Source organism: Pseudothermotoga sp., from assembly GCA_025060105.1.
Classification (GTDB): domain Bacteria; phylum Thermotogota; class Thermotogae; order Thermotogales; family DSM-5069; genus Pseudothermotoga_A.
Genome location: JANXCS010000003.1, coordinates 250,911 through 277,182, shown reverse-complemented (window position 1 = coordinate 277,182; position 26,272 = coordinate 250,911). Strand labels below are relative to the sequence as shown.

The window sequence follows — 26,272 nt, the reverse complement described above, 5'->3', positions numbered from 1 at the left end:
TCTTTTGTAAAAAAGCTTGGCAATCTCAGTATTTCAATGTTTTTCACTTTTTCATTTTTAAACTTGTTTTCTTTGTTGAACGTCAAAACTGTCACATCGTACTTTTCTGCCAGAATTTCAGCGATCGTCTTTGTCACAACTTCAACACCGCCGATTTCTGGTGGATACATCTTGTTGACGATCAAGATCATAAAAAGATGCACTCCTTATCATCTTCAGTGAGGCAACTTTTTTATGGCTTCTTTTATTCTATCCAGCATCGAAGTGTTGCACACCAACAGTCCATTTTCGGTTTCAACCACCACTGTGTTGTCTACACCGATCACGATCGTTGGTTTCGTTGTCCTCACGAACACATTTTCACTGGATTCTATGATACAATGTTCTGAATTTTTCAAACCCATTTCTTTCAATGAGTTGAAATTTCCAACGTCCGACCAAATGAAGCTCGCTTTGACCATGTACACCGCGTCTGCTTTTTCCATCAGTGCATAATCGATACTTATCGATGGAACCTTTTCGTACACCTTTTCGATGTCGAGATTTTCAAGGAACGGTGCGATGACTTCGGGAGCGTGTTTTTTCATTTGCTCTACAAAATACGATTTTTTCCACATGAACATACCGCTGTTCCAAAAGTAGTTGCCTTGGCTCAGATAGAATGTAGCTGTTTGAACGTCTGGCTTTTCGTGGAATTTTTTGACTTTGAACACGTTTTCTTGAAGCTGCTCACCAGATTCTATGTAGCCGTAACCAGTTTCGACCCTCGTGGGAGTTATTCCAAAAGTGATTATGCCTTCGTGGTCTTTGAGGAAATCTTCTGCAATTTGCACATGATGCCAAAATTTCTCGGTTTCAGGAATGTAATGATCTGACGGTACGACGAATATGGTCTCACCGTCTTCAAAGTTCAGCGATGCCAGCGAGCAAGCAGGCGCCGTGTTCTTTTTGGCAGGTTCTAACAGGACGTTTTGTCTTGGAATTTCAGGCAGTTCTTTGTACGTCGTTTCGGCGTAGGCTCTGTTCGTGACGATGTATATATCTTTCGGAGAGAGTTTGAAAGCGATCCTTTCGAAAGTTTCTCTGAGCAAGGTTTTGTCCGAGAAGAGCTTTAAAAATTGTTTGGGAGTTTCTTTGGTCGAGAGTGGCCAGAAACGTTCCCCGCTACCGCCTGCCAAGATGACGCACTTCATCCCATCCCACCTTCAAACCAGCGTCGATCTCGAAGAGATCCATGTCATCTTGCACCACGTCTCCAAAGCACCGTTTCTAAAGTCTGCATGATGATCTTCAGATCGAGCAAGAATGAACAGTTTTTCACATAGTACAGATCGTACTGCAACTTCACTTTGGTTTCTTCCAAGTTCGAAGCGTATTTGTACATGATCTGTGCCCAGCCCGTCAGTCCAGGTTTGACTTTCAGCCGATAGTCGTAGTATGGAATTTGCTTGCAGTATTTTAAATGATATTCCACCATCTCGGGTCTTGGGCCGACCAAGCTCATGGTGCCTTTCAAGACCAACCAGAGCTGGGGTAGTTCATCGAGTCTGTATTTGCGGATGAATTTTCCTATCTTCAAAAGCCTCTGTTCTATGTTTCTGCTGGGATCTTTTGGATCGAAACCTTCTTGTTTGAGCGAACGGAACTTTATGAACTCGAACTCTTCACCGTTTTTCCCAACTCTCTTTTGCCTGTAAATGATGGGTCGGCCATCTTCCAGATAGATCGCCAAGGATACGAAGAGCATGGCAGGACTCGTCAAAACGAGCAGAATGGTGGAAAGAACTATATCCAAGATCCTCTTCAAGACAGTTTCCAAAATTTTGTTGAAAGAAGTTTCGTAGTAGCTGTTGAATTTGTCTATCAAAATGAGTGGAATTCTTTTCAAAACAGTTTCGGCGATGTGTGGAAGAAAGATCAACTGCAAATGGTTGTTCGCTAGCTTGTGCTTCAAAGATTGAAAGATTTCGTAATCTGCTATGACGATGCCTGAAAGATCGCTGTTCAATCTCTTTAAGTGTTCTTCATCGCTGATGTAGTCAACAAAACAATAATCTTCACTTTTTTGCTCTATCTCTTTGAAGAGCTGTTCGAATTCTTCTTTTTTCCCAACGACGGCGAACCGTGCTGGAGCAACGTTCTTCTTCAATGCTTTGAACAGGAAAAAGTTGATCAACGTCAAAGAAGGAGCGGTAAAGATCGTGTGCAGAACTAGTCCAGTTAGTCTCACTCTACCTGGAGTTTCCATGAGTGAAAGATAGATCAATCTCAGCAAAACGTAGTTGATGAGATTGCCGAATATGAGCGAAACGAAAGCTCTCACCAAAGATTCGTTGAAGTCTGAAAGATGTTCTTTTTCGTAACTTCTAAACGAAAACAGCGCTATGAAGATCACGATGGGTAACAAGATCGAAGCAGGAATAGAACCACTGAAGATCCAATAGAAAATCGACACGATCGCATAATCGATGAGAACGAGAATGAAACGGTTGTACCTCAAAACCTCTTCCTCCCCTTCGAATCATCGACGATAGTATTTTATCACCGAGCTGTATCATAGATTGGGAGGTGAACCTTTTGAAGTTGGCTTTCAACGGTGCAACTACGATCGAGGCGGGGTTGGTGGAAGACGTTGAGTGTGCAAAAAAGGCTGGTTTTGAACTGATCGAGATTTGGAAGAGTAAGCTTTTAAACATGCTCAAAAAAGATGGCGTTGAGAATGTGAAAAGCTTGTTCGAAAGACACAGGCTCAAGCCGGTGACCATCAACTCGATCGAACAGATCACGTTTTTTGAAAATGAGCAGGAGAAGTTGAAAGAGTGTGAGCAGTTGTGCAAGTTGGCGAAGGAGCTCGGTGTGGAAGGTATAGTCGTGGTTCCAGGGTTTTTGAAAGGTTTTGTGGATGAGAAAACGATCGAAGATGAGTCTGTGAAGATGTTGAAGAAGATGGCGGACGTTGCGAAGAAGTTTTCTGTGAAACTTGGTTTTGAGTTTCTCGGCTTTCCAAACTGTTCTGTGAACAAGATCGATTCGGCTTGGAAGATAGTTCAGAAGGTGAATGAAGAAAACGTTGGTGTTATCGTCGATACGTGCCATTTCTTCGCGGGTGGTTCGAGGTTGGAACAGCTTGAAAAGATAGATCCCAAAAAGATTTTGATCGTGCACGTCAACGATCTACCCAAGCTGAAAGATGTGAAAGATTCAGACAGGGTGATGCCAGGCGATGGAATTTTGCCTTTGAAGGATTTCTTCGCCACGCTGAAGAGGATCGGTTACGATGGTGCGGTGAGTGTGGAGTTGTTCAACGAAGATTATTGGAAAAAACCAGCGTGTGAAACGGCGAAGGTGGCGTTTGAAAAGTTGAAAGCTTTTGTGTGAGCTTCATTGAGTAAAGCTTGTGAAAAAAGGCGCCACTCGGGCGCCTTTCAAGTTGACTTTTTCAGATATAAACTGACGTACAAAGCGATGAAGGCGAGTATAGAAAAAATTCTCAGTAGAGTGTTTGGAAACAGTACCAACACACCGATGAGAGCGAACAAGGTTCTTGTGAGGATGTTCAGTTTGGTTTTGAAGAAACCTTCCAGAGCGTAGCTGAGTGCCATCGCCGAAACGATACCAGCCACGAGTGCGACTATGTTCTTGGTCCAATTGGCCTGTAGCAGGAAGCCTGGATCGTACATGAAGGCGAAGGGTATGATCATGGCCAGTAGACCGAGTCTGAAGGCTTGATAACCCGTCTCTGCAGGCTTGGCGCCAGAGATGGAGCTTGCGGCGTAGGCGGCGAGTGCGACGGGCGGAGTGATGGCGGAAAAGACTGCGTAGTAAAAGACGAACATGTGTGCCGGCATCGCTTGAAAGCCTAGTCGTATCAGCGCGGGTACTGCGAGCGCCGAAGCGACTATGTAAGCGGCCGTCGTGGGAAGACCCATACCCAGCACGATGGCCATGAGCATGACCATGAAGAGTGCTAGGAACGGTATGTTCTGCGCCAGTGAGAAGATGAAGCTCACCAGTTTGAAACCGATACCTGTGAGCGTCACGGCTCCAACGACGATACCTGCCGCGGCGCAAGCTATGGCGACGACGAAGACGTTCTTCGAACCGTCGTAGATGGCGTCCAGAATGCCTTTTGGTCCCATGCGGTGTTTTTTATCCAAAAGTGAAACGAACCAGCTCACGATTATGCCAGCCATGGCGGCGCTCATGGGGGTATAACCCTGCATGATCATGACGACCAGAACGACTATCGGTGCGAGCACGTAGAGCTTTTTCAGCACCTGCTTGATGGAAGGGATCATCTCGTCTGGTAATCCTCTCAAGCCGAGTTTCACTGCGCGTGCGTGGACGGACATGAAGACGTAGAAATAATAGAGTATCGCTGGAACGAGTGCGGCGATCATCACTTGTTTGTAAGGGATTCCCAAAAACGAAGCCATGATGAACGCGGCTGCACCCATGATCGGTGGCATGATCTGACCACCACTGCTCGCCACCGCTTCGACCGCACCGGCGAAGATTGGTGAAAAGCCAAGTTGTTTCATCATCGGTATGGTGAAGGTACCTGTCGCATAGACGTTCGCGACGGCGGAACCTGAAATACTCCCAAAGAGTGCCGAACCCACCACGGCGATCTTCGCAGGACCACCCGTGGCCTTACCGGCGAACGACTTTGACAGATCCATGAAGTACTCTCCGACGCCGCTGTGTTCGAGGAATCCTCCAAGGATGAGGAAGATCATCACGTAGGTGGCGGAAACTCCAAGCGGTGTGGAGAAGATCCCCTCACCAGTTAGATACAAATGTTCGACGATCCTGTCGTACGTGACGTACATGCCTTTGAACTGACCTGGTAGAAGATGGCCTACGTACATGTAGAGGACCGAGGCTGCGGCCAGAATGGCGAGCGCCAGTCCGACGATCCTTCTTGTAGCTTCGAGGATGAGGATTATCAAAAGGGTGCCGAGCAAGATCTGGGCTGGGGTGACTTCCTCCACTTGAACCATGCGGTAGATGATCGTTTCATAGTTGACGATCGCATACAAACACGGCAGAACGGCCAAAATCAACAACAGCCAATCGTACCAAGGCACTCTGTCTTTGGGACTCTTCTGCGTTGCTGGATAGAAGATGAACGCGAGTGGTAAGGCGAAGATCAAGTGGATGTTCCTCTGTAAGTAAGCTTCGAACGTTCCGAAGATGGCGGTGTAGAGGTGGAATATGCCCATGGCGATGAGTGAAAAGAACGCGAAATAGTACGTTGCTCCCTTGAGTTTTCGCATCTGAATCACCTCGTAAAAAAGTTCGTGGGGGGTTTAAACCCCCCACGGATCATTTCTGTTTCGACCAGAAGCTCACAGCACCGGGATGTGCGGGGACTCCTTCACTGATGGCTTCCTTCGGGTTGAGCTCGGCCATGTCGGTGAAAGCCTTCGCGATCTGTTCTTTTCTGTTCCAAAGCGCTTCGGCAAGTTTGTACACGAGATCTTCCGGTAGGTCCTGTCTTATCACCAGACATGTGTAGTCACCGACGGTTTGAACAGGTTGAGTGACGCTCTTGTAAATGCCGGGTTCGATGAAGAACTTCGTCGTTCCGAGATATTCTGCCAGTTTCTGGATGGCTTCATCGTCCACTGGGAGAATGACCACTTCGATCCTGCTCTCTATGTCCATGATGACCGACGCCACCCTGCTTATCTGGAACGCGAACATGTCCAGATGGTTGTCGCACAGCAAGTTGGCTCCGTCCGTGTAAGAAGCGAACTCGACTCTACCACCCCAAGACTTGATGTCCGACCAGCTCACACCGTAACCTTTTTCGAAGAGCAACCTGATGACGAACTCTGAAGCAGTCCCAGGCGTGAGCGTTGCGAACCTGATGGGCAGTCTCTTTTTGATGACATCGCCCAAAGTCTTGATACCGTTCTTCGTGGCGTAGTCTTTCCTCATGATGAAGTAAGCGTATTGTCTGTAGAGGTTGGCGAACAGCACGGTACCCTTCACTGGTTCTTTGAACGGATCGATCCCTTTAACGGCCGCGTTGAAAACAGAAAGGGTCGTCAGGCCTATGTCCGCTTGAGCCCTCGAGATGGTGAGGATGTTGGCGGTACCTCCACCGGTTCCGCTGGTCATGGGTATGACCGTTTCAGACCACATGCCTGCGAGCGTACCACCGAGCGCGAACCAAGTTCCTCCAGATGGACCAGAAACGAACCTGAGCTGTGCGGGCCATTTCTGAGCCATCGAAACGCTCAAAAGTCCAACCAACAAAAGTACAACCAGCAACTTCTTCACAATTTCACCTCCTTGAAGATTAAGTTCTCAATATAATTCTCAACATATTATAACTATACCAAAACCAACCTACAAATGAGCGCTGTGAACACGGCGGAAACGAGCGGTGATAGGAGCCAAGCTCCCACCATTTCGAGCACGGTCTTTTTACTGGAAAGCTTCACGCCTCGAGCCAAACCAACACCGATGATCCCACCGACTATCGCTTGCGATGCCGCGACGGGAACACCGATCAAACTGAAAGTCCAAAGGCTGATTGCTTGAGCCAACATGGCGACGAGCGAAGAGAAGTGGTCCAAAAGAACGATCTGCTTTCCTACGGTGTCTATGACCTTCTTGCTACTCGTCACAACTCCAAGAGCGATGGCGAAACCTCCAAGCAGTGTGGCGAAACGTATCGAAGGAAGTTGATTCAGCACAGGTCCTGTGACGTTCGCCACGTTGTTCGCACCGAGTGCGTAAGCATCGTAGAGTGCTGTGAGCCAAGATGAAATGTAGATGAAAGCATCCTGAAACTGGGTCTTTCTGATCTTTCTGAAGAAAAAGGCGAGGATGTGGAAAGCGAAGAAGGCGACCATGACGGCGAAGAGTGGTGTGATGAGCCAGAAGGTCAAGAATTTGGCTATCGTTGACCATCTCATGCTCGCTACACCCATCCTCACCAAACCGACACCGACCATGCCACCGAAGACCGTCTGCGTGGCGGATGCCGGAAAGCCGAGTTTTGTGAGTGTAAGCATCGTGAGTGCCGCGCAGATCAAAACCAGCATACCATCGTGAGGGTGTGCGGAGGCGAGCGAGGAAACGTTCTTCAAACCTTCCTGACCGTTGAGCAAAGCACCGAGCACGACGAAGATCGAGCCAACCAGCAGGATCTTTCTGTGGTGGAAGGTGCCAGCCACGATGCCTGGTCCAAAGATCGAGGCCGTGTTGTTCGCGCCCAATGTCCAGCCTAAAAAGATGGACGAAAGCACGTACCACATGTGTTACCACCTCTAGGTGCAAAGTTATGTGGAGTATATTGTAGCACCGAGACGTCAACTGGTGAACGGAAGGTTTTTTCTCAAAGACTTCAGTAAATCCAAATGGTTCAACGATCCACGCTCTATTTCATCCGATTTTTCCTCAAGCTCTCGCGTTAGCGATTCACTGACGAAATACAGATAGTGCTCGCTCAACCACTCAAAGACCTTTCTTCCAAGTTCCGTGGCGAACAGATACCCACCTTTTTGGACAACGTAACCGCGCTCGAGCAAGTTCTGAACGATCTTGGCGTAAGTGGATGGTCTGCCGAGACCTCTCTGTCGCATCTGCTCGATGAGACTACCCTGTGTGAAGGGGAAAACTTTGGGCATCAGATCGATTTTGAAGAAAGCTATGAAAGGTTCGTCCCCCACACGCTGTGTTTTGATAGGTAAGACCAGATCGAAGCCGTGTTCGATCACGCTATCGATGATCACCCACTCGTAATGGTTGGAGTCGAGTTCAAGTTGCAGCTTTTTCTTCAGCACCTTAACAGGTTTCATCTGGGAGGCGATGAACCTTTCATAAATGGTAGAATACAAAGTCATCGCGAGGTTTGGACGTGAGAAATCCACCTTTCCGAGCTCTATCCATAGTTTCAGCTCTTTGGGCGTCAGGTTCTTGACGATCCTGATACATTCATGGGCGCCAGTTGAGGGATATCGCCTGGGATGGAAAAGGTCTCTGCTGAACTTTTCCAAGATGATCTGTTCTGCGAGTTTCACACCCGTTTCGGAAACTGTGAAGCTGTCAGTGCGATGGTAAGTGATCAAACCCTGTTCGAAGAGCTGTTGGAGAGTTTCCATCAAATCGGAAGTGTTGAACTTCGTTCCGAGCTCACTCAGAACGGTGGCGGTGTTGTGGGGCGAAGGCGGTTGGAGGATTTCTTCGAAACGTTCCTTCACTTTCAGCTTTCTTTTCAGAATTCGATCGGCCATTTTTCTGGCGGAAGATGGATCATCGATCTGCAAATCGAGCCACAGACTGTTCCCTTTTTCGTCCTTGGCGAGCAAGCGCAACAGAGCTTTTTTCTGTTTGAAATTTTCTGTTCTTTCTATGATCCATCCCAGAACAGGTGTTTGGACCCTACCAGCTGAAAGATCGTACCTTCGAAAAACTCTCCAAAGCTCGCTGGAGAGGGAGAAACCCACCCACCTGTCGAGTACCCTGCGTGCTATCTGGGCTTTGACGAGATTATCGTTGAGCATCCTTGGTGAATCGATCGCCTTTTTGAATGCTATCTTCGTGACTTCGTGGAACTCCGAACGTTTGACGTTGGCGTTGAAAGGTTTCAAAGCTAACGTTAGATCGTAAGCGATCTTTTCACCTTCAGCGTCTGGGTCCGTCGCGATCAAAACTTCATCGAATTGAATTGAAAGTTTCCTGAGCGCTCGAACGAAGTCCAATTTGTCCGAGATCTGAGCGTGTTTCTTCGAACAAACTCGATTGGTTGTCTGTTCACCGCACTCCTCACAGACCTTGATACTTGAATATACAGGAAGATAAAGATCATCCAGTTCTAAAACTCCGTAGAGACCTTCATCTTCCACCAAATCGAACACGTGACCCAAGGATGCGGTGATGGCGATCAGGCGATCTCCCGTGGTCGTTTCCCACACGACTAAATTCTCAACGAGCCTCACCTGTGGCGTTCCAAAAAAGCGCGCGATCGTTCTGGCTTTGTTCGGTGATTCCACGACGATGAGTGTCGATCTCACATTCGGTTGCGAGTGCGATCCTTCCGCCGACAATTTCTTCACAGTGAGCCTATCTTCGTCCACTCTCTTTAGCTCTCTTTGCCAATCTACTTCTTTCGCGTCAACGAAATCTAAGTCTTCGAAAAACAGCCTCAATCTCTTCTTGAGGTTGTTCAGAAGCCTTTCGTTCCAGCATACCACAAGACTTATGCCCCTGCTCACACCACCTGCGAACATTCGAGAAGTTCTCCCCGAGGCCTGTAGGTACGTTGCCGGATCTGCCAGACGTATGAACGATTCACCTTCCCGATCTTCTAACAATAGAGTTTCACTGCTTTTCAATCTTTCGAAAATTGAAGGGTCGGCGAGATACTTTCTCAGAAAACTTGAAATTTCCTGTGAAAAAGCCGTGCTTGGTTTGCGCTGAGAATGCAAAATCGTCAAATATTTATCAACACGTTCATCCTCAACGAACTCCCTCAAAGCGAGTAACAGAGATCTTTGAACGCTGGGGCTGTCCAACTTCAAAGGAAAAGAGATGTGAGGTACATCCAAAAAGATGGCGTACCTGATGACGTCGGGTAGATCGATTCCTCGAACCAAACTGTTGTTCGATACGGAGATACCAACCGCAACATCGAAACCACCTTTTCGGAATTCCTCAGCGTTGAAATCTTCGTAGCTCACGACCTTCAAACCACACTCTCTCAATCCGTCTACGATGCTCTTCACACCTCTTCTGCCGAACTCCAGACTCACATAAACGAGCCCACCCTTTCCGAAACGCTCGATCCAATTTGGAAGCTGCTGCAAGGCTTCCTCTTCGTCTTTCACTATCTGGAAACAGTCCAAAACGTTTCTGAGTGAAACACGCACTGGAGAAACTTCAAAGCCGAGAGCTTTTCTGAAAAGAATCGCTCGGTTCGTCTTGGGTTTGAGCGTGGCGGAAGAAACGACCAAGACCCCCTTGGGTTTGAACGGCTCTTGGATTTGTCCCTTCATGATCGACTCGAGTTGTTGATGCGTAAAACCGAGCAAAAGAAACACCTTGTCGATGTTCTTACCTGATTTCAAGAACGAATCGGTATCATCGATGAAGATGAAATCGAAGACTTTGTCTTGAAGAAGTTCAAAGTTGTGGGATAAGAACGCATTGGTCGTGATCAAAATATCGAAATCACCCCGTTTTATACTGTCCTTCTCGCCCTTCTTCCCGCTGTAGGCTACGATTCTCTTTTCTGAAAAACTTTTGCATTGTCTCTTGACCTGATCGAGCAAAGTACGCGTTGGTACGATGATGTAAGATTTACCTTCCAAAAAGCACGCCATCGTGGCACCGAAAGTGGTTTTGCCAACACCAGTCGGAGCGACTATCGCAAAACTTTGTCCTTGAAAGATCCTCTTCGCCCACAGTTTCTGCAAAGACCAAGGTGGATTGTTCATCTTCTCGGTGAAGAACTTTATGAACTTTTTTTCTCGATCTAGAAGTTCACAAACCTGTGTGTATTGGAGTTTTTGCTCCAAAAGTTCACACAGATGCCCTTCGGCTGGATGGGGAAGGCACCTCTCACAAGCCAACCCCTTTTCGAGTCTGTCTGTATCGATCCTTCCACCACAGTTTGGACATAACGCTTCGAACAGAGCCAAAGCCATCTTCCATCACCCCGCTCAGTAACTGCATTTTAATATTAAATGCGTTCGAAACAGATTTTGCAAGAAAATAAAAGAATTCAAACGAAATCGACAAATAAATCACCAATTTCGCTGATCATTGGTCATACTCGCCGTACATAGATGAAAATAGAGTTTGGTAAAGTGATACGTTGGAATTATAATTTTTTCAGCAAGTAAAAAAACGAGGGGGTGTATTCATGAGGAAAGTGCTCTTGACGCTCGCTCTTTTGAGCTTGACTTGCCTTGCTTTCTCGCAACTCGCCGCAGGTGTGCCGAGGCATGAGACGTTCATCGCGAACCAGCTGACCGGTCGTGTTGGAACACCGGGCAACTTCAACTTGTGGGCTGGATGGCGCTGGCAAGACAGAGGCATTCAGAACTTGCTTTTGGAACCGCTGTGGTGTGTTGAGTACGCGACTGGTCAGATCATCAACGCTCTGGCGGCAGAACCACCCATATACAACAAAAACTTCACAGAACTGACGATCAAGCTACGCAAAGGCGTCTACTGGAGCGACGGTGTTCCGTTCACGGCGGACGACGTGGTCTACACGATCGAGCTGATCAAAAAGACGCCGGGTATGAGCTACAATGCGCAGATGCAGTCTGTGGCTGAGGTGAAGAAGATCGACGATTACACGGTTGTGCTGAAATTGACTTCACCGAACTCCAGGTTCCATGCGTACCTTTTGGACAGGTGGGGTGCGCTCAGGATTTTGCCGAAACACGTGTTCGAAAAGGTTCAAGACCCGATGACCTTCGAATTCAACCCACCAGTAGGAACTGGTCCATACGTGTTGAAAGCTTACGATCCAGGTGGATACTGGACGCTGTGGGAGCTGAGGGAAGATTGGCAGAGAACACCCACTGGTATGCTGTACGGTAAACCTGCGCCGAAGTACGTCTTGATACAGACCTTCGGTACGGCAGAACAACAGGTGCTCGCCATGGCGAGACACGAGCTGGACGCGGCAGACTTGACGATGGAAGGTTTGAGGGCCGTGCTACAGAGAGTCAGCACGGCTAGGGCTTGGAGAAGGGAATTTCCATGGTCTGTGAACATCGATCCGTGCGTGACGGGTCTGCACTTCAACAACGCCGTGGAACCTTTCAAAAACCCAGAAGTCAGGTGGGCGCTGTTGTTGGCCATAGACATAGTCGAGTACGCTGCGAACGCGTTCGACGGTGCGGTCACGCTGAGCCCGATCCACATACCGCTCACGAGCGCCTACTATAATTGGTATTTCACGAAGATGGAAGAGTGGTTGAAGAACTTCGAGCTCGATATCGGTGGTGGTCAGAAGTTCAAACCGTACGATCCGACGGCCAGTCTGAGACTCGCCGAGTACGCTAGGAAGAGAGGTTACAACGTTCCCACCAACCCAGAGGAGATCAAGAAGATCTTCGGTCCAGGCTGGTACAAGTACGCTCCAGACGTTGCAGAAAAGCTCTTGATCAAGAACGGATTCAAACGAGATCCAAAGACCGGTAAATGGTTGCTACCCGACGGTAAACCTTGGACGATAACGATCCTCACGACGACGAACCCGGCGCACCCGAGCTACAGGAACGGTTTCGCAGTTTCGCAGGAATGGAAGAAGTTCGGTATCGATGTGACGGTCATGACCACCGACGCGCTGGCAACGCTGGGTCAGAGGGGCGAGTTCGAGATCACGACGGACTGGCCCGCAGCAGAGCCGTGGGGGGGTCATCCAGACCTGTACAGAGTGTTCGATCCTTACAACTCTGAGTATTTGGTACCCATCGGGGAGAACGCACCTTGGGGGAACTATGGAAGGTGGACCAACCCCGAGATGGACAAAATCATCGCGAAGTTGAGGGACACAGATTGGAACGACACCGAAAAGATCATTCAAATCGGTCTTGAAGGCCTCAAGCTACTGGTGAAGGAGATGCCTGGAATTCCAACGTTCAACTATCCTGGCGTCATCGCGTGGGACGAATACTACTGGACGAACTATCCTGGAGCTGAGAACATGTACTGTCAGCCTTACCATCACTGGCCAAACTTCAAGTACATGCTCCCATTCTTGAAACCAACCGGTAGGAAGTGACGAAAACGGCTGGGGCGTGCGCGCCCCAGCTCTTTCAAAAGGAGGTCGAAGTCTTGAGATTTCTCAAAAGTTATCTTCTTCCAAGGATCATCATCTATTTTCTAGTCATCTTGGTGGGTGTGACCGTAGTTTTCATCATCCCAAGGCTTCTACCGATCGATCCCATTCAACAGATGATAGGACAGATCACGTCCGCTGGAGCGTATCTGGATCCAAAGACGCTCAACTACATGATCGAAACGCTCAAAGAACTGTACGGTTTGAAAGGAACGTTGTGGGAACAGTACGTCGGTTTTTGGAGAAGACTTTTGAAGGGAGATTTCGGCCCTTCTTACTATCAATTCCCTGTACCCGTCATTTCTCTGATAAGACAATCTCTGCCTTGGACGCTCGGACTACTTTTAACGACCACGTTGATTTCGTGGCTGGTTGGGAACGTGCTCGGAGCGTTGGCGGGATATTTTCCACAAAAAAGATGGGCTAAGACTTTGGATGCGGTATCGATGGTGATAAGACCGATGCCTTACTATGTGCTGGCGCTCAGTCTGCTTTTGTTGTTCGCTTATTTGATACCGATCTTTCCGCTCGGTGGGGGGTTCTTGATAGGCGGTAGGATCAGCTTCGATCTGAAAAGTATCCTCATACTGCTCAGATACGCCTTTTTACCGGCTCTGTCTCTGATACTCATAGGTGTGTTTCTGTGGTTTCAAGCCATGAAACTCGTGGTGCAGAGCGTCAAGAACGAAGATTTCGTGATGTACGCGAAACTCGGTGGGTTGAGCCAGTCCAAGATCGTGGGCAGGTACGTCATGAGGAACGCGATGTTACCACAGATCACAGGTCTGGCCCTCTCCCTGGGACAGATATTCAGTGGCGCTCTGATCACCGAAATCGTGTTCTCTTATCCTGGTTTAGGAACGCTCCTCTACAACGCGATCTTCACGGGCGATTACAATCTGCTGATGGGCATCATGACGATGTCGATATTCGTCATCACCACGAGCATCTTCGTGATAGATATGCTCTATCCCGTGTTCGACCCAAGAGTCAGATACAGATGAGGGGTTGAGCCGAATGAGGGTGTTGAAAGATCTACTCAAAGATGTTAGGTTCAGATTCGCTTTCATCGTTTGCCTCGTGCTCTTAACGCTCTCCATACTCTCTTTCTTTTCACCTTACAACCCCTACAGATGGAGAGTGGTTCCGAGGGATTTACCTCCACACTGGCCACACATACTCGGCACCACTTCCACTGGACAGGACGTGTTTTGGCTCCTCACGTTCGCCGTGAGGAACTCACTCACGATGTCTCTGATCGCCAGCACGGTGTCGCGCATCATAGCCATAATCATAGGGTTGACTGCGGGGCACAAGGGTGGTAAAACCGACAGGGTGTTGATGTTCCTGAGCGATTCTTTTTTGATAATCCCCCTGCTCCTGATCATCCTGATGTTCGCCGTCATGGTGAAGGGAAGGATGAACCTCGCCAGCTTGGGATTGTTGCTCGGTGTGTTCGGTTGGGCGTGGGATGCGAGGGTGATCAGGTCTCAAGTTTTGAGTCTGCGTGAAAGGGATTTCACCTACACGGCGATACTCTCAGGTTCATCGACATTCGCGATAGTCTTCAAAGAGTACATGCCTTTCTTGATACCTTTGATCTTCGCCACGCTCATAGGGAACATGTCCTGGGCGATAGGCATGGAGATCGTCCTGGCCATCTTGGGCGTTTTGAATTTGGAAGTGCCTCTGATCGGAACGATGCTCTATTGGGCGATTAACTATCAATCGATCCTGCTGGGCTATTGGTGGTGGATACTCACACCCGTGACGGTCAGTGTTTTTCTGTTCATCGCACTGTATTTGATGTCTGTGAGCGTCAGCGAATATCTCGATCCGAGAATGAGGATTCAAAGGATCGGTAGAGCTTGAGGTGTTGTGCATGAAAACGTTGATCAAAGCTGAAAACATCAAGGCCTATTATGTACTCGAAATCTTTGGAGAAAGAAGGACCATCAAGGCCGTCGATGGGGTCGACTTGAGCGTTTCCGAAGGCTTGGTGCACGGTATAGCCGGTGAAAGTGGTTGTGGAAAAACGACCCTGCTCAAAGTCCTGTTCGCCGCAGTCGAACCACCGCTCAGGTTGATGGGAGGAAAGGTTTACTATGCAGACGGCGAAGGTGCGATCGATATATATTCGATCGAAGAGAGCGAGAGAAAAAGGTTGAGATGGTCGTTCGCTTCTTACGTTCCTCAAGGTTCGATGAGCGTGCTGAATCCCGTTCTGAAAATAAAAGACACCTTCAAAGATTTCATCTTCAGCCATTTGAAAGGAAAGAGTAAATCTGACGCTTACGAGATGGCCAAAGAGCATTTGAAAGAACTCGGCCTTCCTTTGAAGATACTCAACGCCTATCCACACCAGCTTTCTGGCGGTATGAGACAGAGGGTGACCATAGCGCTCGCCACCGTTTTGAAGCCTAAGGTCATCATCGCAGACGAACCGACCACCGCTCTGGATGTCGTCACACAGCGCGGTGTGATTCAGCTTTTGAAAGAAATACAGACTCTCTACGGTAGTTCTCTGGTGCTCGTGACGCACGATATGGGTGTGCACGCGAACGTGTCCGATAGGATGAGCATCATGTACGCTGGCAAGTTGATAGAAGAAGCTCCCACGGAAGAGTTGTTCAACGAACCGAAGCATCCATACACGAAGTATTTGATCGGATCACTCCCCAGGTTCGGCGACAAATCCAAAAGGGAAGGTCTGCCTGGAAGTCCCCCGTCGCTTTTGAACCTGCCTGCAGGTTGCACCTTTCATCCCAGATGTCCTTTCAAGATGAAAAAGTGTGAGCTTGAAGAACCAGTCCTTGTGAGTTTGAACGCTTCTCATAAAGTTGCTTGCTGGCTCTTGGAGGGATCGTGATTGTCTGACATTTTGAAGATCAACAATCTGACGAAGATTTTCACCATAGGTAGCATCTTTTCCAGAGCGAAGATCGTCGCTGTCAACAACGTATCTTTCACGATAGGAAACTCTGAGATCTTCACGCTCGCTGGAGAGAGTGGTTGTGGAAAAACAACGATCGCGAAGATCTTACTCGGTTTTGAGCACCCAACTTCTGGAACGATCGAATACAGAGGTAGAAGGATAGATAACGTTAAACCGAAAGAACGTTTCAAGCTGAGGAAGGAGATACAGGCAGTCTTTCAGAACCCCTTTTCCACCTTCAATCCCCTCAGGAAGGTCGATAGATACTTCTTCGAATTGATCGAAAACTTCGACATCACGCAGGACAAAAATGAAGCGGTGAAGATCGTGAAGGAAAAATTGGAAGCTGTGGGCGTGTCGTACGACGAGTTCTGTGAGAAATATCCGAGCGAATTTTCTGGTGGACAACTTCAAAGGATCTCCATCGCTCGCGCGTTGCTCACCAACCCCAGCCTCCTCATCGCCGATGAACCCGTTTCGATGGTGGACGCATCTTTGAGGATGTCGATAGTGAACTTGTTCAAAGATCTGCGCGACAAACTCGGTTTGAGCGTGCTCTACATCACACACGATCTCGCCACGGCTTACTACGTGAGCGATAGGATGGCGATCATGTTCCGTGGAGAGATCGTCGAGCTTGGACCAGCGGACAGCGTGCTTCAAAGGCCAAAACATCCCTACACGCAGCTGTTGAGAGATTCCGTACCGGAACCCGATCCATCGAAAAGATGGACGTCGAAGGTGAGGCTCGCAGAGTTGGACCACGAAGAGTATCTGAAGGTGGGTTGTAAGTTCGCTGGAAGATGTCCGAAGGTGATGGACATCTGCAAGAGAGAATCTCCCAATCATTTCGAAGTCGAGAACGTGATCGTGAAGTGTTTTTTGTACAGATGAAAGGGAGGTAGAATGATGGAACTTTACAGAAAAAAGGATGCACCCATCGAGTTGAGGGCGAAAGATTTGCTTTCGAGGATGAACCTGGATGAAAAGGTGGCACAGCTCGGTTCGATCTGGGGTTATGAATTGTTGGATGAAGAGGGAAACTTTTCGAAAGAGAAGGCGAAAGAGTTGTTGAAGCACGGCGTGGGGCAGATCACGAGGCCTGGTGGGGCGACGAACTTCGAGCCGGCGGAGGTAGTGAAGTTCGTCAATCAAATTCAAAAGTATCTTTTGGAACAAACCAGACTGGGAATACCAGCGATGGTGCACGAAGAGTGCTTGGCAGGTTACATGGGCCTGGGTGCGACGAACTTTCCACAAGCTATAGCGATGGCGAGCACGTGGGAGCCTTCGTTGGTTCAAAGAGTCGCGCAGGCCATCGGTGAGGACGTAAAGAAGGTTGGAGCCCATCAAGGTTTGGCACCGGTGCTCGACGTGGTGAGGGATCCGAGGTGGGGAAGGACCGAAGAGAGCTTCGGTGAATCGCCTTACCTCGTGGCGCGCATGGGGGTTGCTTACATCGAAGGTCTTCAAAAGAGCGGTGTCGTTGCCACGGCGAAGCACTATGTGGGTTACAGCGCTTCTGAAGGTGGAAAGAACTGGGCTCCGACGAACATAGCTCCCAGAGAACTGCGCGAAGTGTTCATGTTGCCGTTCGAAGCTGCGGTGAAACAGGCCAACGTTCTTTCCATCATGAATTCTTACAGTGAGATCGACGGTGTACCGTGTGCCTCTTCGAAAGAACTTTTGACGAACGTGCTCAGAAAGGAATGGGGTTTCAGAGGGATCGTGGTTTCGGACTATTTCGCCATCGACATGTTGTGCCAGTACCATAGACTCGCCAAGAACAAGGCTCAAGCGGCGATGTACGCGCTGGAAGCTGGAATAGACATAGAGCTTCCGAAGATAGACTGCTACGGGGAACTGAAGTACCTCGTACAGAATGGCATACTGTCTGAAAGCTTGCTCGACGAAGCTGTCCTGCGCGTGTTGATGATGAAATTCAGACTCGGTCTGTTCGACCAACCTTACGTGGACGAAGTGAAGTCCCTCTCGAGACACTACGAGCTGGCTCTGGAAGTGGCCAGAAAATCCATCGTGGTGTTGAAGAACGATGGGATATTACCTTTGAAGAGGGGGTTGAAGATCGCACTCGTCGGTCCCAACTCTAAAAATGTGCGCAACATGTTCGGCGATTATTCTTACTACACGCACATAAAAGCTCTACTCGACACGGCAAACGTTGGAGCGATCAACGCGCCGAAGTTCAACTTGAAGAAGGTGGAAGAAATCGTTGAAAAAGAGCTGAAGAGTTTCAAGAGCGTTTACGATGCCTTCAAATCGCAGGGAGTCGAAGTTGAGTGGGTGGAAGGTTGTGGTGTACTCGAAGCAGAAGAGCAGATCGAAAAAGCTGTGAAGATCGCGGAGAAGTGCGATGTGATCGTGGCCGTTTTGGGTGACAGATCCGGTCTAACGAAAGATTGTACTTCCGGTGAATCGAGAGACAGTGCGAATTTGAAACTACCAGGGTTGCAAGAAAAACTCTTGATGGAACTTTTGAAGACCAAAAAACCCACAGTGTTGGTGCTCGTCACGGGTAGACCTTACGCGTTGGGCAACATCGCGGACAGAATCAACGCCATCGTCGAAGCTTGGTTGTTGGGAGAGGCTGGAGCCGAAGCGATAGTCGATGTGCTTTTGGGTAAGGTGAATCCTTCTGGGAAATTGCCCATCAGTTTTCCAAGGAGTGCGGGACAATTGCCAGTTTTCCATTACGTGAAGCCTTCGGGCGGAAGGTCCCACTGGCACAAAGATTACGTCGATGAATCTGTAGAGCCGTTGTTCGCGTTCGGACATGGTTTATCTTACACGAAGTTTGAATACACCAACTTCGAGCTACAAACACCGCAGGTCGCCACGGGAGGTAAGGTCGTTTTGAAATTGAACGTGAAGAACGTTGGAGATAGGGAAGGCGATGAGATCGTTCAGCTCTACGTCGGAAGGGAGCATGCCTCCGTCACCAGACCTGTGAAGGAGTTGAAGGGGTTTGTGAGGGTACATCTCGAACCTGGTGAGGAAAAAACCGTGACGTTCAAGATAGATACGGACGTTCTCGCTTACTACAACAGGTACATGGAGTTGGTCGTGGAGCCGGGCGTTTACAGATTCATGGTCGGCTCTTCTTCGAACGATATCAAGTTCACGGCACAGGCCGAACTGGTGGGTGAGGAGAGGAGAGTGCCGACGTACAGGAAATTCTTCAGCGAAGTGGAGGTCTTCTGAGTGGCACAGTACGATCTTCCACTGGAAGAGCTGAAGAAGTATCTTCCAAAGAGGCACGAAGAGCCAGACTTCGACGAATTTTGGAAGAAAACGATCGAGGAGACCAAGAGGTTCTTCGAGCCACCGCGGTTCGAACCGGTGGATTTTGGACTGAAGCTTCTCGACACCTACGACGTAACGTTCAGCGGTTATCTTGGACAGAAGATCAAGGCGTGGTTGATCCTACCGAAAGGTGCGTCGGAAAAATTACCGTGCGTCGTGGAATTTGTGGGTTACGGTGGTGGTAGAGGTTTTCCACACGATTGGTTGTTCTACGCGTGCGCAGGTTATGCACACTTCGTGATGGACACGCGCGGGCAAGGTAGCGGTTGGCTCAAGGGGGACACCCCAGACTACGAAGCGATCTCTGGACCACAGTATCCCGGCTTCGTAACTAGGGGGATACTCGATCCGAAAAATTATTATTATCGAAGGGTGTTCACCGACGCGGTGATGGCGGTCGAATCGATCGTGCATTTCGAAAGAATCGATGCAACCAGGATCGTCGTGGCAGGCACCAGTCAAGGTGGAGGCATCGCGTTGGCCACGAGTGCGCTGTCGAACAAGGTCAAAGCACTCATCTGTGATGTGCCGTTCTTGTGCCATTTCGAAAGGGCGGTTCGACTCGTCGATACGACGCCTTATGCGGAGATAACACGCTATTGCAAGATCCATCCAGACCATGCGGAGCAGGTCTTCATAACGCTTTCGTATTTCGATGGTGTGAATTTCGCTGTGCGTTCGAAAGTTCCTGCACTGTTTTCCGTCGCACTGCAAGACGAAATATGTCCACCTTCAACGGTGTTCGCAGCGTACAACCATTACGCCGGTGATAAGCACATCGAGGTGTACCCGTTCGCGGGACACGAAGGAGGGGGTTCACACCACGCACAAAAGAAATTAAAATTTCTAAAAAGAGTCGTTTCAAAAAAGGAGGAATGAGACTTGAAGTACAACTCACCATGGATCAAGGTACTGAACAAGCGGAACATTCTGAAGGTGATCCATGAGAACCGTCCGATCTCCCGATCGGAGATATCGAGCATCACGGGATTGACGGCGAGCAGTGTGACTAGGATAACGAAAGAGCTGATAGACGAAGGTTACGTGCGCGAAATTGGCACCGTGGGAAAGAATTCACCTGGCCGGCGTCGGATCCTGCTCGATGTGCGTAACGATGCCTTTTTGAGTTTGGTGTTCGACGTGGGAGTGAACGTCACGACGTACGGTCTTGGCTATTTCGATGGTACCGTGGTGCTCGGCGGATCCTTCGAAACGCCGAAAGATCCCGCCAAGTTCTTCGCCAAGGTCAGGGAGATCTTCGACAAATATTCTGTGGATAAGAACATCAACCGTGTTTCCTTCTCCATACCTGGCATGGTCAACATGGAAGAAAACAGGATATTGATGGCTCCGAACCTGCGTTGGCAGGACGTTTCGATCCCAGCACTGTTCGAAGTGGACGTACCCATACTCGCCGACAACGAAGCGAACCTCTCCATGATGGCTGAGAAGTACCATTCGGAGGACTTGAAAGAAGTGAGGGAAGCCGTGTTCATCGTGGTGAGGGAAGGTGTGGGAACTGGCGTTCTGCTCGATGGGAAGGTGTACAGAGGGCCATCTTACACTGCCGGTGAGGCGGGCCACATGACGATCGATATACATTCCGACAGGCACTGTCATTGTTCCAACACGGGTTGCTGGGAATTGTACTCGTCGATAAACTGGGCCATAGAACACTACGAAGGTCAGCTCGAAGGCAAGAACGCCATCGAGAAGTTCTCGGCTTTGAAGAAGAAGAGTGACAGTCGCAGAGTCTTCGAAAGGCTCGCCGAAAACATAGCCGTCGGTATCGTGAACATCGTCAACATTCTCAATCCGAAGTTGGTGATCTTGGGTGGAGAGGTGCAAGACCTTGGTGAGTATTTCTACAAGATCGTAGAGGAAGAGGTCAAAAAGAGAGCGTTGAGGGATGCGGTGAAGGACCTGAGGATCAGGCCATCCGTGTTCGGCACGATAAGTTCGAACTTGGTCGGGGCGGCCGTGCTCGCCGTTGAGGACATCATAGAGAAAGTCGTTTGAGGTGATCTGCGTGGAGCTGTTCGTGGGATTGGACGTGGGTACCACGGGAGTGAAGGGGATCTTGGTGGATGCGTTTGGGAACGTTCGAGCCATAGAGAACGAAAAGTTGAGCATGCTCACCCCGAAGCCTGGCTGGGCGGAGCAAAGGCCCGAAGATTGGTGGCTGGCGGTCAAGAAGGTTTTGAGGAAGCTGGCCGAGCGTGCCGAACAGCTTTCGGGGAAGATCGTTTCCATATCCACCAGCGGACAGATGCACAGTTTGGTCGCTCTGGATGAATCTGACAAACCCATACACAACGCGATCCTCTGGTGCGACCAGCGCACCCACACGGAGTGCGAGGAAGCGACCGAAAAACTCGGTGGAGAAAAGAGAGTGCTCAGCTTGGTCGGAAATCCCATCTTGCCTGGCTTCACGTTGCCGAAGATACTGTGGTTGAAGAAACACCAACCTGAGCTGTTTAAAAGGATCAGAAAGATCATGCTGCCGAAAGATTTCACCAACTTCATGCTCACCGGCGAGTTCGCCACGGAACATTCCGACGCGTCTGGCACGATGCTCTACGATGTGTCCAAGCTGGATTGGTGCGAAGAGGTGCTCGAAACTTTCGAGATACAAAAAAGTTGGCTTCCGACTCTTTCAAGATCAGACCAGATCGTTGGGAAGGTGAAGAAAAACTTGGCCGGAGAGCTGGGACTAAAAGGGGAAGTCTTCGTGGTTGCCGGTGGAGCGGACAACGCCTGCGCCGCGCTGGGAATAGGTGTGATAGAACCGGGGGATGTGATGGTGAGCCTTGGAACCTCCGGGACCGTTGTTGCTCCGGTTGTGAACGGATCTTCCGATCCAAAAGGGAGGGTCCATTTCTTCGCGCACACGGTGTTCGGTGTGAAGTACCACATGGGGGTCATGCTCACCGCCACGTACTCTTTAGAGTGGTTCAAAGAACGTTTCCTCAACGAAGATTACGAAAAAATAAACGAAGAAGTGGCGAAGATACCTGTAGGTTCGAACGGAGTGTTGTTCTTGCCGTACTTGAACGGTGAAAGAACTCCGCACAGAGATCCACACGCACGCGGAGTGTTCTTCGGCCTTTCCTCGTTCCACTCGAAATGGGACGTCGTTCGGGCGATATTCGAAGGTGTGGCGTTCGGCATCAAGGATTCTTTCGATATTCTGAAAGAGTTGGGCGATAGGGTGGAGCGCATCAGGATCACGGGGGGAGGTTCGAAGAGCAAGGTTTGGAACCAGATGCTCGCAGACATGCTCGGCTTTCAGATCGAAAAACCCGCGGTGGATGAGGGAGCTTCGTACGGTGCAGCCATGTTGGCATGCTCTGGTTATACGAAACTACCGCTGGAGAAGATATCCAAAAGTTGGTACAAACTCAAAGCCACCACGCAACCTTCATCAGAAAATCAACAAAATTATGAGCTAGTCTATGCGAAGTTCAAAAAATTGTACGCCGTGTTGAAAGACACCTTCAAGGAGGGATAGATTGAAGAGCCTATTGTCTTACATCTTCCTGTTGGTGAACATACTGCTCGCCTTCCACACGTTCTTCGAGGCGCAGAAGTTCTTCTACAACATCTCCGCCTTGATCGGAATGAGTTTTGACATGGTGAACCTAACTTCGAAGATCTTCGCGATAGTGTTTGGACTGTTGACTTTGGGCCTCATAGTGTTCTTCGAAAGCCGTTACAGGAAAAAAGAAAAGCCAACGGAAGCACTGAGGTATTTCTTCGTCTTTTCTGGTTTTCAACTGTTACTCCTCGCAGCGTTCCAAGCGCCGTTCTTCTTCACCTTAGGTTACAGAATGGGCTCTGTAGAGTTGTTCAAATACCTCTTCAAGCCGATACTCGGCTCAACTTTAGTATTCGTCTCTTTGAAACTCCACGAGCATCCCCACGGTCAATGAAACCAGATCACTTCTGCGGTGTGGGGAGCACGTGCGGATCGACGATGGCCCAGTAAGCGTACTTGGCTTGGTAGTTCCTGTCGAACAGCAAAGGCCAATCGTTTCTCCTTTGACTCTTCCAAGAATAATCGTCTTTCAATCCCCAGAAGGTCACGTTCTCTATCGCATCCGAATGCTTCTTGTACACATCGAACAATCTTCTGTAGAAATGTGCCTGTTCAATGGCCAGCTCGTACGACAGGCTAGGATAGTTCGAAGTTTGGTCTCTATAGACACTCACATCGAGTTCTGTGACGTGGATCTTGATGCCTGGTATCGATTTGAAAAGTTGTATCGTTTTATCTATCTCCGCGATGCTGTCGAATATGCAAACGTGTTGTTGCATACCTATACCGTGTATGGGTACTCCTTTTTCTTTCAAGCCCTTGACGAGTTTGTAGATGAACTCACGTTTCCTCGGCTCGAAGGTGTTGTAGTCGTTGTAGAAGAGCAACGCGTTTGGATCGGCTTCGTGCGCGAACCGGAAGGCCAACTCTATGTATTCTGGACCGATGATCTGATACCATAGAGATCTTCTATAACCGTCAGGTTGACTCGGATCGATCGCCTCGTTCACGACGTCCCAAGCGTAGATCTTCCCCTTGAAATGTCCCACCACGTCGTGTATGTATTGCCTCATCCTTTCTATCATGGCTTCTTTAGAGAGGAATTTACCAGTCTCGTCTCTGAAGAACCACTCTGGAGTTTGGCTGTGCCAGACGAGCGTGTGGCCACGAACGACCATGCCGTTCTCTTCAGCGAAGCGTATGTACTCGTCCGCCCTGAGGAAGCTGTATTTGCCGATCGAGACGAGTAAACTTTCTGGTTTCATCTCGTTCTCGGCGGTTATGCTGTTGAAATGCTTGACGACGAGTTTTCTTTCCATTGGGTTCATCAACACCTTGTATGGCAAGGCCACACCCATTCTGAAATGGTCTTTGAACACTTCCTTCAGCGAAGGAATTTCCCACTCTGGTTCAACGAGCATCACACTTCTATCCACGATCATCACCTCGTCTATGTTGTATTCCAGCGTGGGGTTCGGTGATTCAACGTAGAACGTAAGTTCCTCAACGATCGCGTTCAATCTCACAGAATAAGTACCCTTGATCTCCGTCCATTTCCCAGTTGGAACGAGCCTCTGCCACACGATGGTATCGTAGTTGGTCTCTTCATCGCCTGCGTATTTTCTTTGCATGGTGAGTGTGATGCGCTGATCTTCACCACTGTTCTGATAAACCCAAACTGTGAATTCGTAAGATTTTCCAGACTGAAGGACGTTCTTCACATCGATCTGGGCTCCGTGCCAATTCTTAGTTCTGCCTCGCACCTTGAGGGAGCCCGAGCCAGACTTCGCGGTGGTACCATCGATGGCCAAATTGACATCCGCACCTCGAGGTTGCCAACCGTCGAGAGAACCATCGAAGGAGCTGTAGAGGACCGTTCCAGGATGTAACACTTTCTCGGTTGGAACGACGCTCAAAAGATCAACGTAATAATCATGTTCGTGGTTGCTCGGTGAAAGTATCAACAGCGAAACGTTCTCGAACGGTCCTTCGGTCGTGGTGAAACGTGCGCTGATTTTCTTCCAAGTGTTCGGCATGACCACCTTCTCCATGAGAGTGATCCGCTGGGACGTTTTGTCCACTTGCAAGACAGCGATGATTCTGAACAGTTCTGGGTTGCTGGATCGATGGAAGATGTACATCGATATCTCGTGGTCTATTTTCTTGAACTGCTGGAAAAATTGTGTCAGATCGAGCTGACAACCGTCCCAAGTCGAACGACGGTCCGCAACTTTCAACGAACTTTGACCGTGGAACACTACGGATTTCGACAGTTCAACGTTCGCCACACCGAACCTCGAGAAAGGCTCGATGTTCGATTCAAAAGAAAGGTTCAAACTGTCAGCTTGAACGCTCAACGTCAAGCCGATCAGGATCGAAAGAACGAAGATTAACTTCATGGAGATCCCCCCGTTTTTCAGTTTCAACCAGACAGTAATGAAAAAACGTGTTCACCGTACGATATTGTATCGTGTCCGATTTGATGCAAAAAGCGGTCAAAGAAAATGAAAGAAGAAACTAGAATGAGTAACCGTGAGAAAAAAGGAGAAATCACCGATAAGCTTTGAAATATCCGTCATAATCTTCGGTTTTTACTCTTGACATATTCTTGACGTTCATGTCAAAATTATTTCTGCTGGTAAATAAAGAAAAAATGAGGTGGTGCCGTGCTGACTTACATACTCAGAAGGTTGTTGTTCGCCATCCCACTGCTCTTCCTCATAGCCGTGGTCTCTTTCATCATCATAGAACTTCCACCTGGAGACTATCTGACCGTTTATGTGATGAACCTAAAACAGAGTGGAGAACAGATAGACCAAGCCGCGCTCGAGGTGCTGAGAGCTCGGTACGGTTTGGATAAACCTTTGTTCACCAGGTTCTTCATATGGCTCGGTGGAGTACTCAGAGGTGATTTTGGATATTCCTTCATGTGGGAAAAGCCCGTGAGTGAGTTGATAGGCCCGAGGCTGTGGTACACGGTGCTCATCTCCGTGCTCGCCACGGCCTTCGCATGGACCTTCGGTTTCCTCATCGGAGTGTACTCGGGCATTCGCCAATATTCAGTCGGTGATTACGTTTTCACCGTGCTCGGTTACGTCGGTTTGGCAACACCGAACTTTCTGATGGCTCTGATCCTTCTCTGGGCGGTCTTCGTGATATTCGGTGTCAGTCTGGGTGGACTGTTCTCTCCAGAATATGCCAACGCTCCGTGGAGTTGGGCGAAGTTCATCGATCTGCTCAAGCACATCTGGCTTCCAGTGATCGTCATAGGTGGAAGTAGCATGGCCGGTTTGATAAGGATACTGCGAGCCAACCTGTTGGACGAGCTCGAAAAGCCTTACGTGACGGCCGCGAAAGCGAGGGGAGTTCCAGAAAAGAAACTCTATTGGAAATATCCACTCCGCGTCGCGGTGATACCGTTCGCCAGTACGGCCGGATGGGTCCTACCCGAGATCGTTTCTGGTGCTGTCGTCACGGGGATCGTTTTGAACTTGCCCACGGTCGGAGTCATCCTGTTGGACGCTTTGAAATCACAAGATATGTACCTCGCAGGGAGTTTGGTCATGTTTCTGAGCATCTTCACCATCATAGGAACGATCATCTCCGATATCATCCTCGCTTGGCTCGATCCGAGAATACGGTTCGAATGAGGTGTTGT

Annotated in this window: 20 protein-coding genes; 12 read left to right on the top strand and 8 right to left on the bottom strand. The window is 49.1% G+C overall.

Features of this window, described 5'->3' with window-relative positions; translation table 11 throughout:
* The 3 genes from NZ875_04710 to NZ875_04700 all read right to left on the bottom strand — a co-directional run.
* Positions 1-191, bottom strand: a 191-nt coding sequence (locus tag NZ875_04710) for a hypothetical protein (GenBank protein ID MCS7175041.1), incomplete at its 3' end; no start/stop codon positions are given.
* 24 nt (positions 192-215) lie between these two features.
* Positions 216-1,193, bottom strand: coding sequence for a mannose-1-phosphate guanylyltransferase (locus tag NZ875_04705; protein ID MCS7175040.1), 978 nt, complete (start codon positions 1,191-1,193; stop codon positions 216-218).
* A gap of 44 nt (positions 1,194-1,237) precedes the next feature.
* Positions 1,238-2,500 (bottom strand): exopolysaccharide biosynthesis polyprenyl glycosylphosphotransferase, encoded by a 1,263-nt coding sequence (locus tag NZ875_04700; protein MCS7175039.1) that lies wholly within the window; start codon positions 2,498-2,500, stop codon positions 1,238-1,240.
* A gap of 77 nt (positions 2,501-2,577) precedes the next feature.
* Here NZ875_04700 and NZ875_04695 point away from each other — a divergent pair, with 77 nt between their 5' ends.
* On the top strand, positions 2,578-3,378 hold the full coding sequence (locus NZ875_04695) for a sugar phosphate isomerase/epimerase (GenBank protein MCS7175038.1): 801 nt from the start codon (positions 2,578-2,580) through the stop codon (positions 3,376-3,378).
* Between the two features lie 47 nt (positions 3,379-3,425).
* On the opposite strand, the gene NZ875_04690 is transcribed toward NZ875_04695, so the two are convergent.
* The 4 genes from NZ875_04690 to rgy are packed head-to-tail and all read right to left on the bottom strand — an operon-like array spanning position 3,426 to position 10,664.
* Entirely contained in the window at positions 3,426-5,279 is a 1,854-nt protein-coding gene (locus NZ875_04690; GenBank protein MCS7175037.1) for a TRAP transporter permease, read from the bottom strand.
* 49 nt (positions 5,280-5,328) lie between these two features.
* Positions 5,329-6,291, bottom strand: coding sequence for a TAXI family TRAP transporter solute-binding subunit (locus NZ875_04685; GenBank protein ID MCS7175036.1), 963 nt, complete (start codon positions 6,289-6,291; stop codon positions 5,329-5,331).
* A gap of 53 nt (positions 6,292-6,344) precedes the next feature.
* Positions 6,345-7,274, bottom strand: a complete 930-nt coding sequence (locus tag NZ875_04680) for an anion permease (GenBank protein MCS7175035.1) — start codon at positions 7,272-7,274, stop codon at positions 6,345-6,347.
* Between the two features lie 54 nt (positions 7,275-7,328).
* Positions 7,329-10,664, bottom strand: coding sequence for a reverse gyrase (gene rgy / locus NZ875_04675; GenBank protein MCS7175034.1), 3,336 nt, complete (start codon positions 10,662-10,664; stop codon positions 7,329-7,331).
* Between the two features lie 218 nt (positions 10,665-10,882).
* On the opposite strand from rgy, the gene NZ875_04670 reads away from it, so the two are divergent.
* The 10 genes from NZ875_04670 to NZ875_04625 are packed head-to-tail and all read left to right on the top strand — an operon-like array spanning position 10,883 to position 23,008.
* A complete protein-coding gene (locus NZ875_04670) occupies positions 10,883-12,760 on the top strand; it encodes an ABC transporter substrate-binding protein (protein MCS7175033.1) in 1,878 nt (625 codons plus the stop codon).
* A 53-nt stretch (positions 12,761-12,813) separates the two neighbouring features.
* Positions 12,814-13,821: an ABC transporter permease gene (locus NZ875_04665; GenBank protein ID MCS7175032.1), complete on the top strand. Its 1,008-nt coding sequence runs from the start codon at positions 12,814-12,816 to the stop codon at positions 13,819-13,821.
* A gap of 13 nt (positions 13,822-13,834) precedes the next feature.
* Positions 13,835-14,689, top strand: a complete 855-nt coding sequence (locus NZ875_04660; GenBank protein ID MCS7175031.1) for an ABC transporter permease — start codon at positions 13,835-13,837, stop codon at positions 14,687-14,689.
* Positions 14,690-14,699: 10 nt separating this feature from the next.
* Positions 14,700-15,686: an ABC transporter ATP-binding protein gene (locus NZ875_04655; protein ID MCS7175030.1), complete on the top strand. Its 987-nt coding sequence runs from the start codon at positions 14,700-14,702 to the stop codon at positions 15,684-15,686.
* Positions 15,687-16,646: an ABC transporter ATP-binding protein gene (locus NZ875_04650; GenBank protein ID MCS7175029.1), complete on the top strand. Its 960-nt coding sequence runs from the start codon at positions 15,687-15,689 to the stop codon at positions 16,644-16,646.
* Between the two features lie 15 nt (positions 16,647-16,661).
* On the top strand, positions 16,662-18,974 hold the full coding sequence (locus tag NZ875_04645) for a glycoside hydrolase family 3 C-terminal domain-containing protein (GenBank protein ID MCS7175028.1): 2,313 nt from the start codon (positions 16,662-16,664) through the stop codon (positions 18,972-18,974).
* A complete protein-coding gene (locus tag NZ875_04640) occupies positions 18,975-19,955 on the top strand; it encodes an acetylxylan esterase (GenBank protein MCS7175027.1) in 981 nt (326 codons plus the stop codon).
* A gap of 3 nt (positions 19,956-19,958) precedes the next feature.
* Complete coding sequence (locus tag NZ875_04635; GenBank protein MCS7175026.1) at positions 19,959-21,095, top strand: ROK family transcriptional regulator; 1,137 nt, start codon at positions 19,959-19,961, stop codon at positions 21,093-21,095.
* 10 nt (positions 21,096-21,105) lie between these two features.
* On the top strand, positions 21,106-22,587 hold the full coding sequence (xylB, locus tag NZ875_04630) for a xylulokinase (GenBank protein MCS7175025.1): 1,482 nt from the start codon (positions 21,106-21,108) through the stop codon (positions 22,585-22,587).
* A gap of 1 nt (position 22,588) precedes the next feature.
* Complete coding sequence (locus tag NZ875_04625; protein MCS7175024.1) at positions 22,589-23,008, top strand: hypothetical protein; 420 nt, start codon at positions 22,589-22,591, stop codon at positions 23,006-23,008.
* 7 nt (positions 23,009-23,015) lie between these two features.
* Here the strand turns inward: NZ875_04625 and NZ875_04620 are convergent, their stop codons facing one another.
* Positions 23,016-25,013, bottom strand: coding sequence for an endo-1,4-beta-xylanase (locus tag NZ875_04620; GenBank protein MCS7175023.1), 1,998 nt, complete (start codon positions 25,011-25,013; stop codon positions 23,016-23,018).
* Positions 25,014-25,280: 267 nt separating this feature from the next.
* On the opposite strand from NZ875_04620, the gene NZ875_04615 reads away from it, so the two are divergent.
* Positions 25,281-26,264, top strand: coding sequence for an ABC transporter permease (locus NZ875_04615; protein ID MCS7175022.1), 984 nt, complete (start codon positions 25,281-25,283; stop codon positions 26,262-26,264).
* The last annotated feature ends 8 nt before the right edge of the window (positions 26,265-26,272 follow it).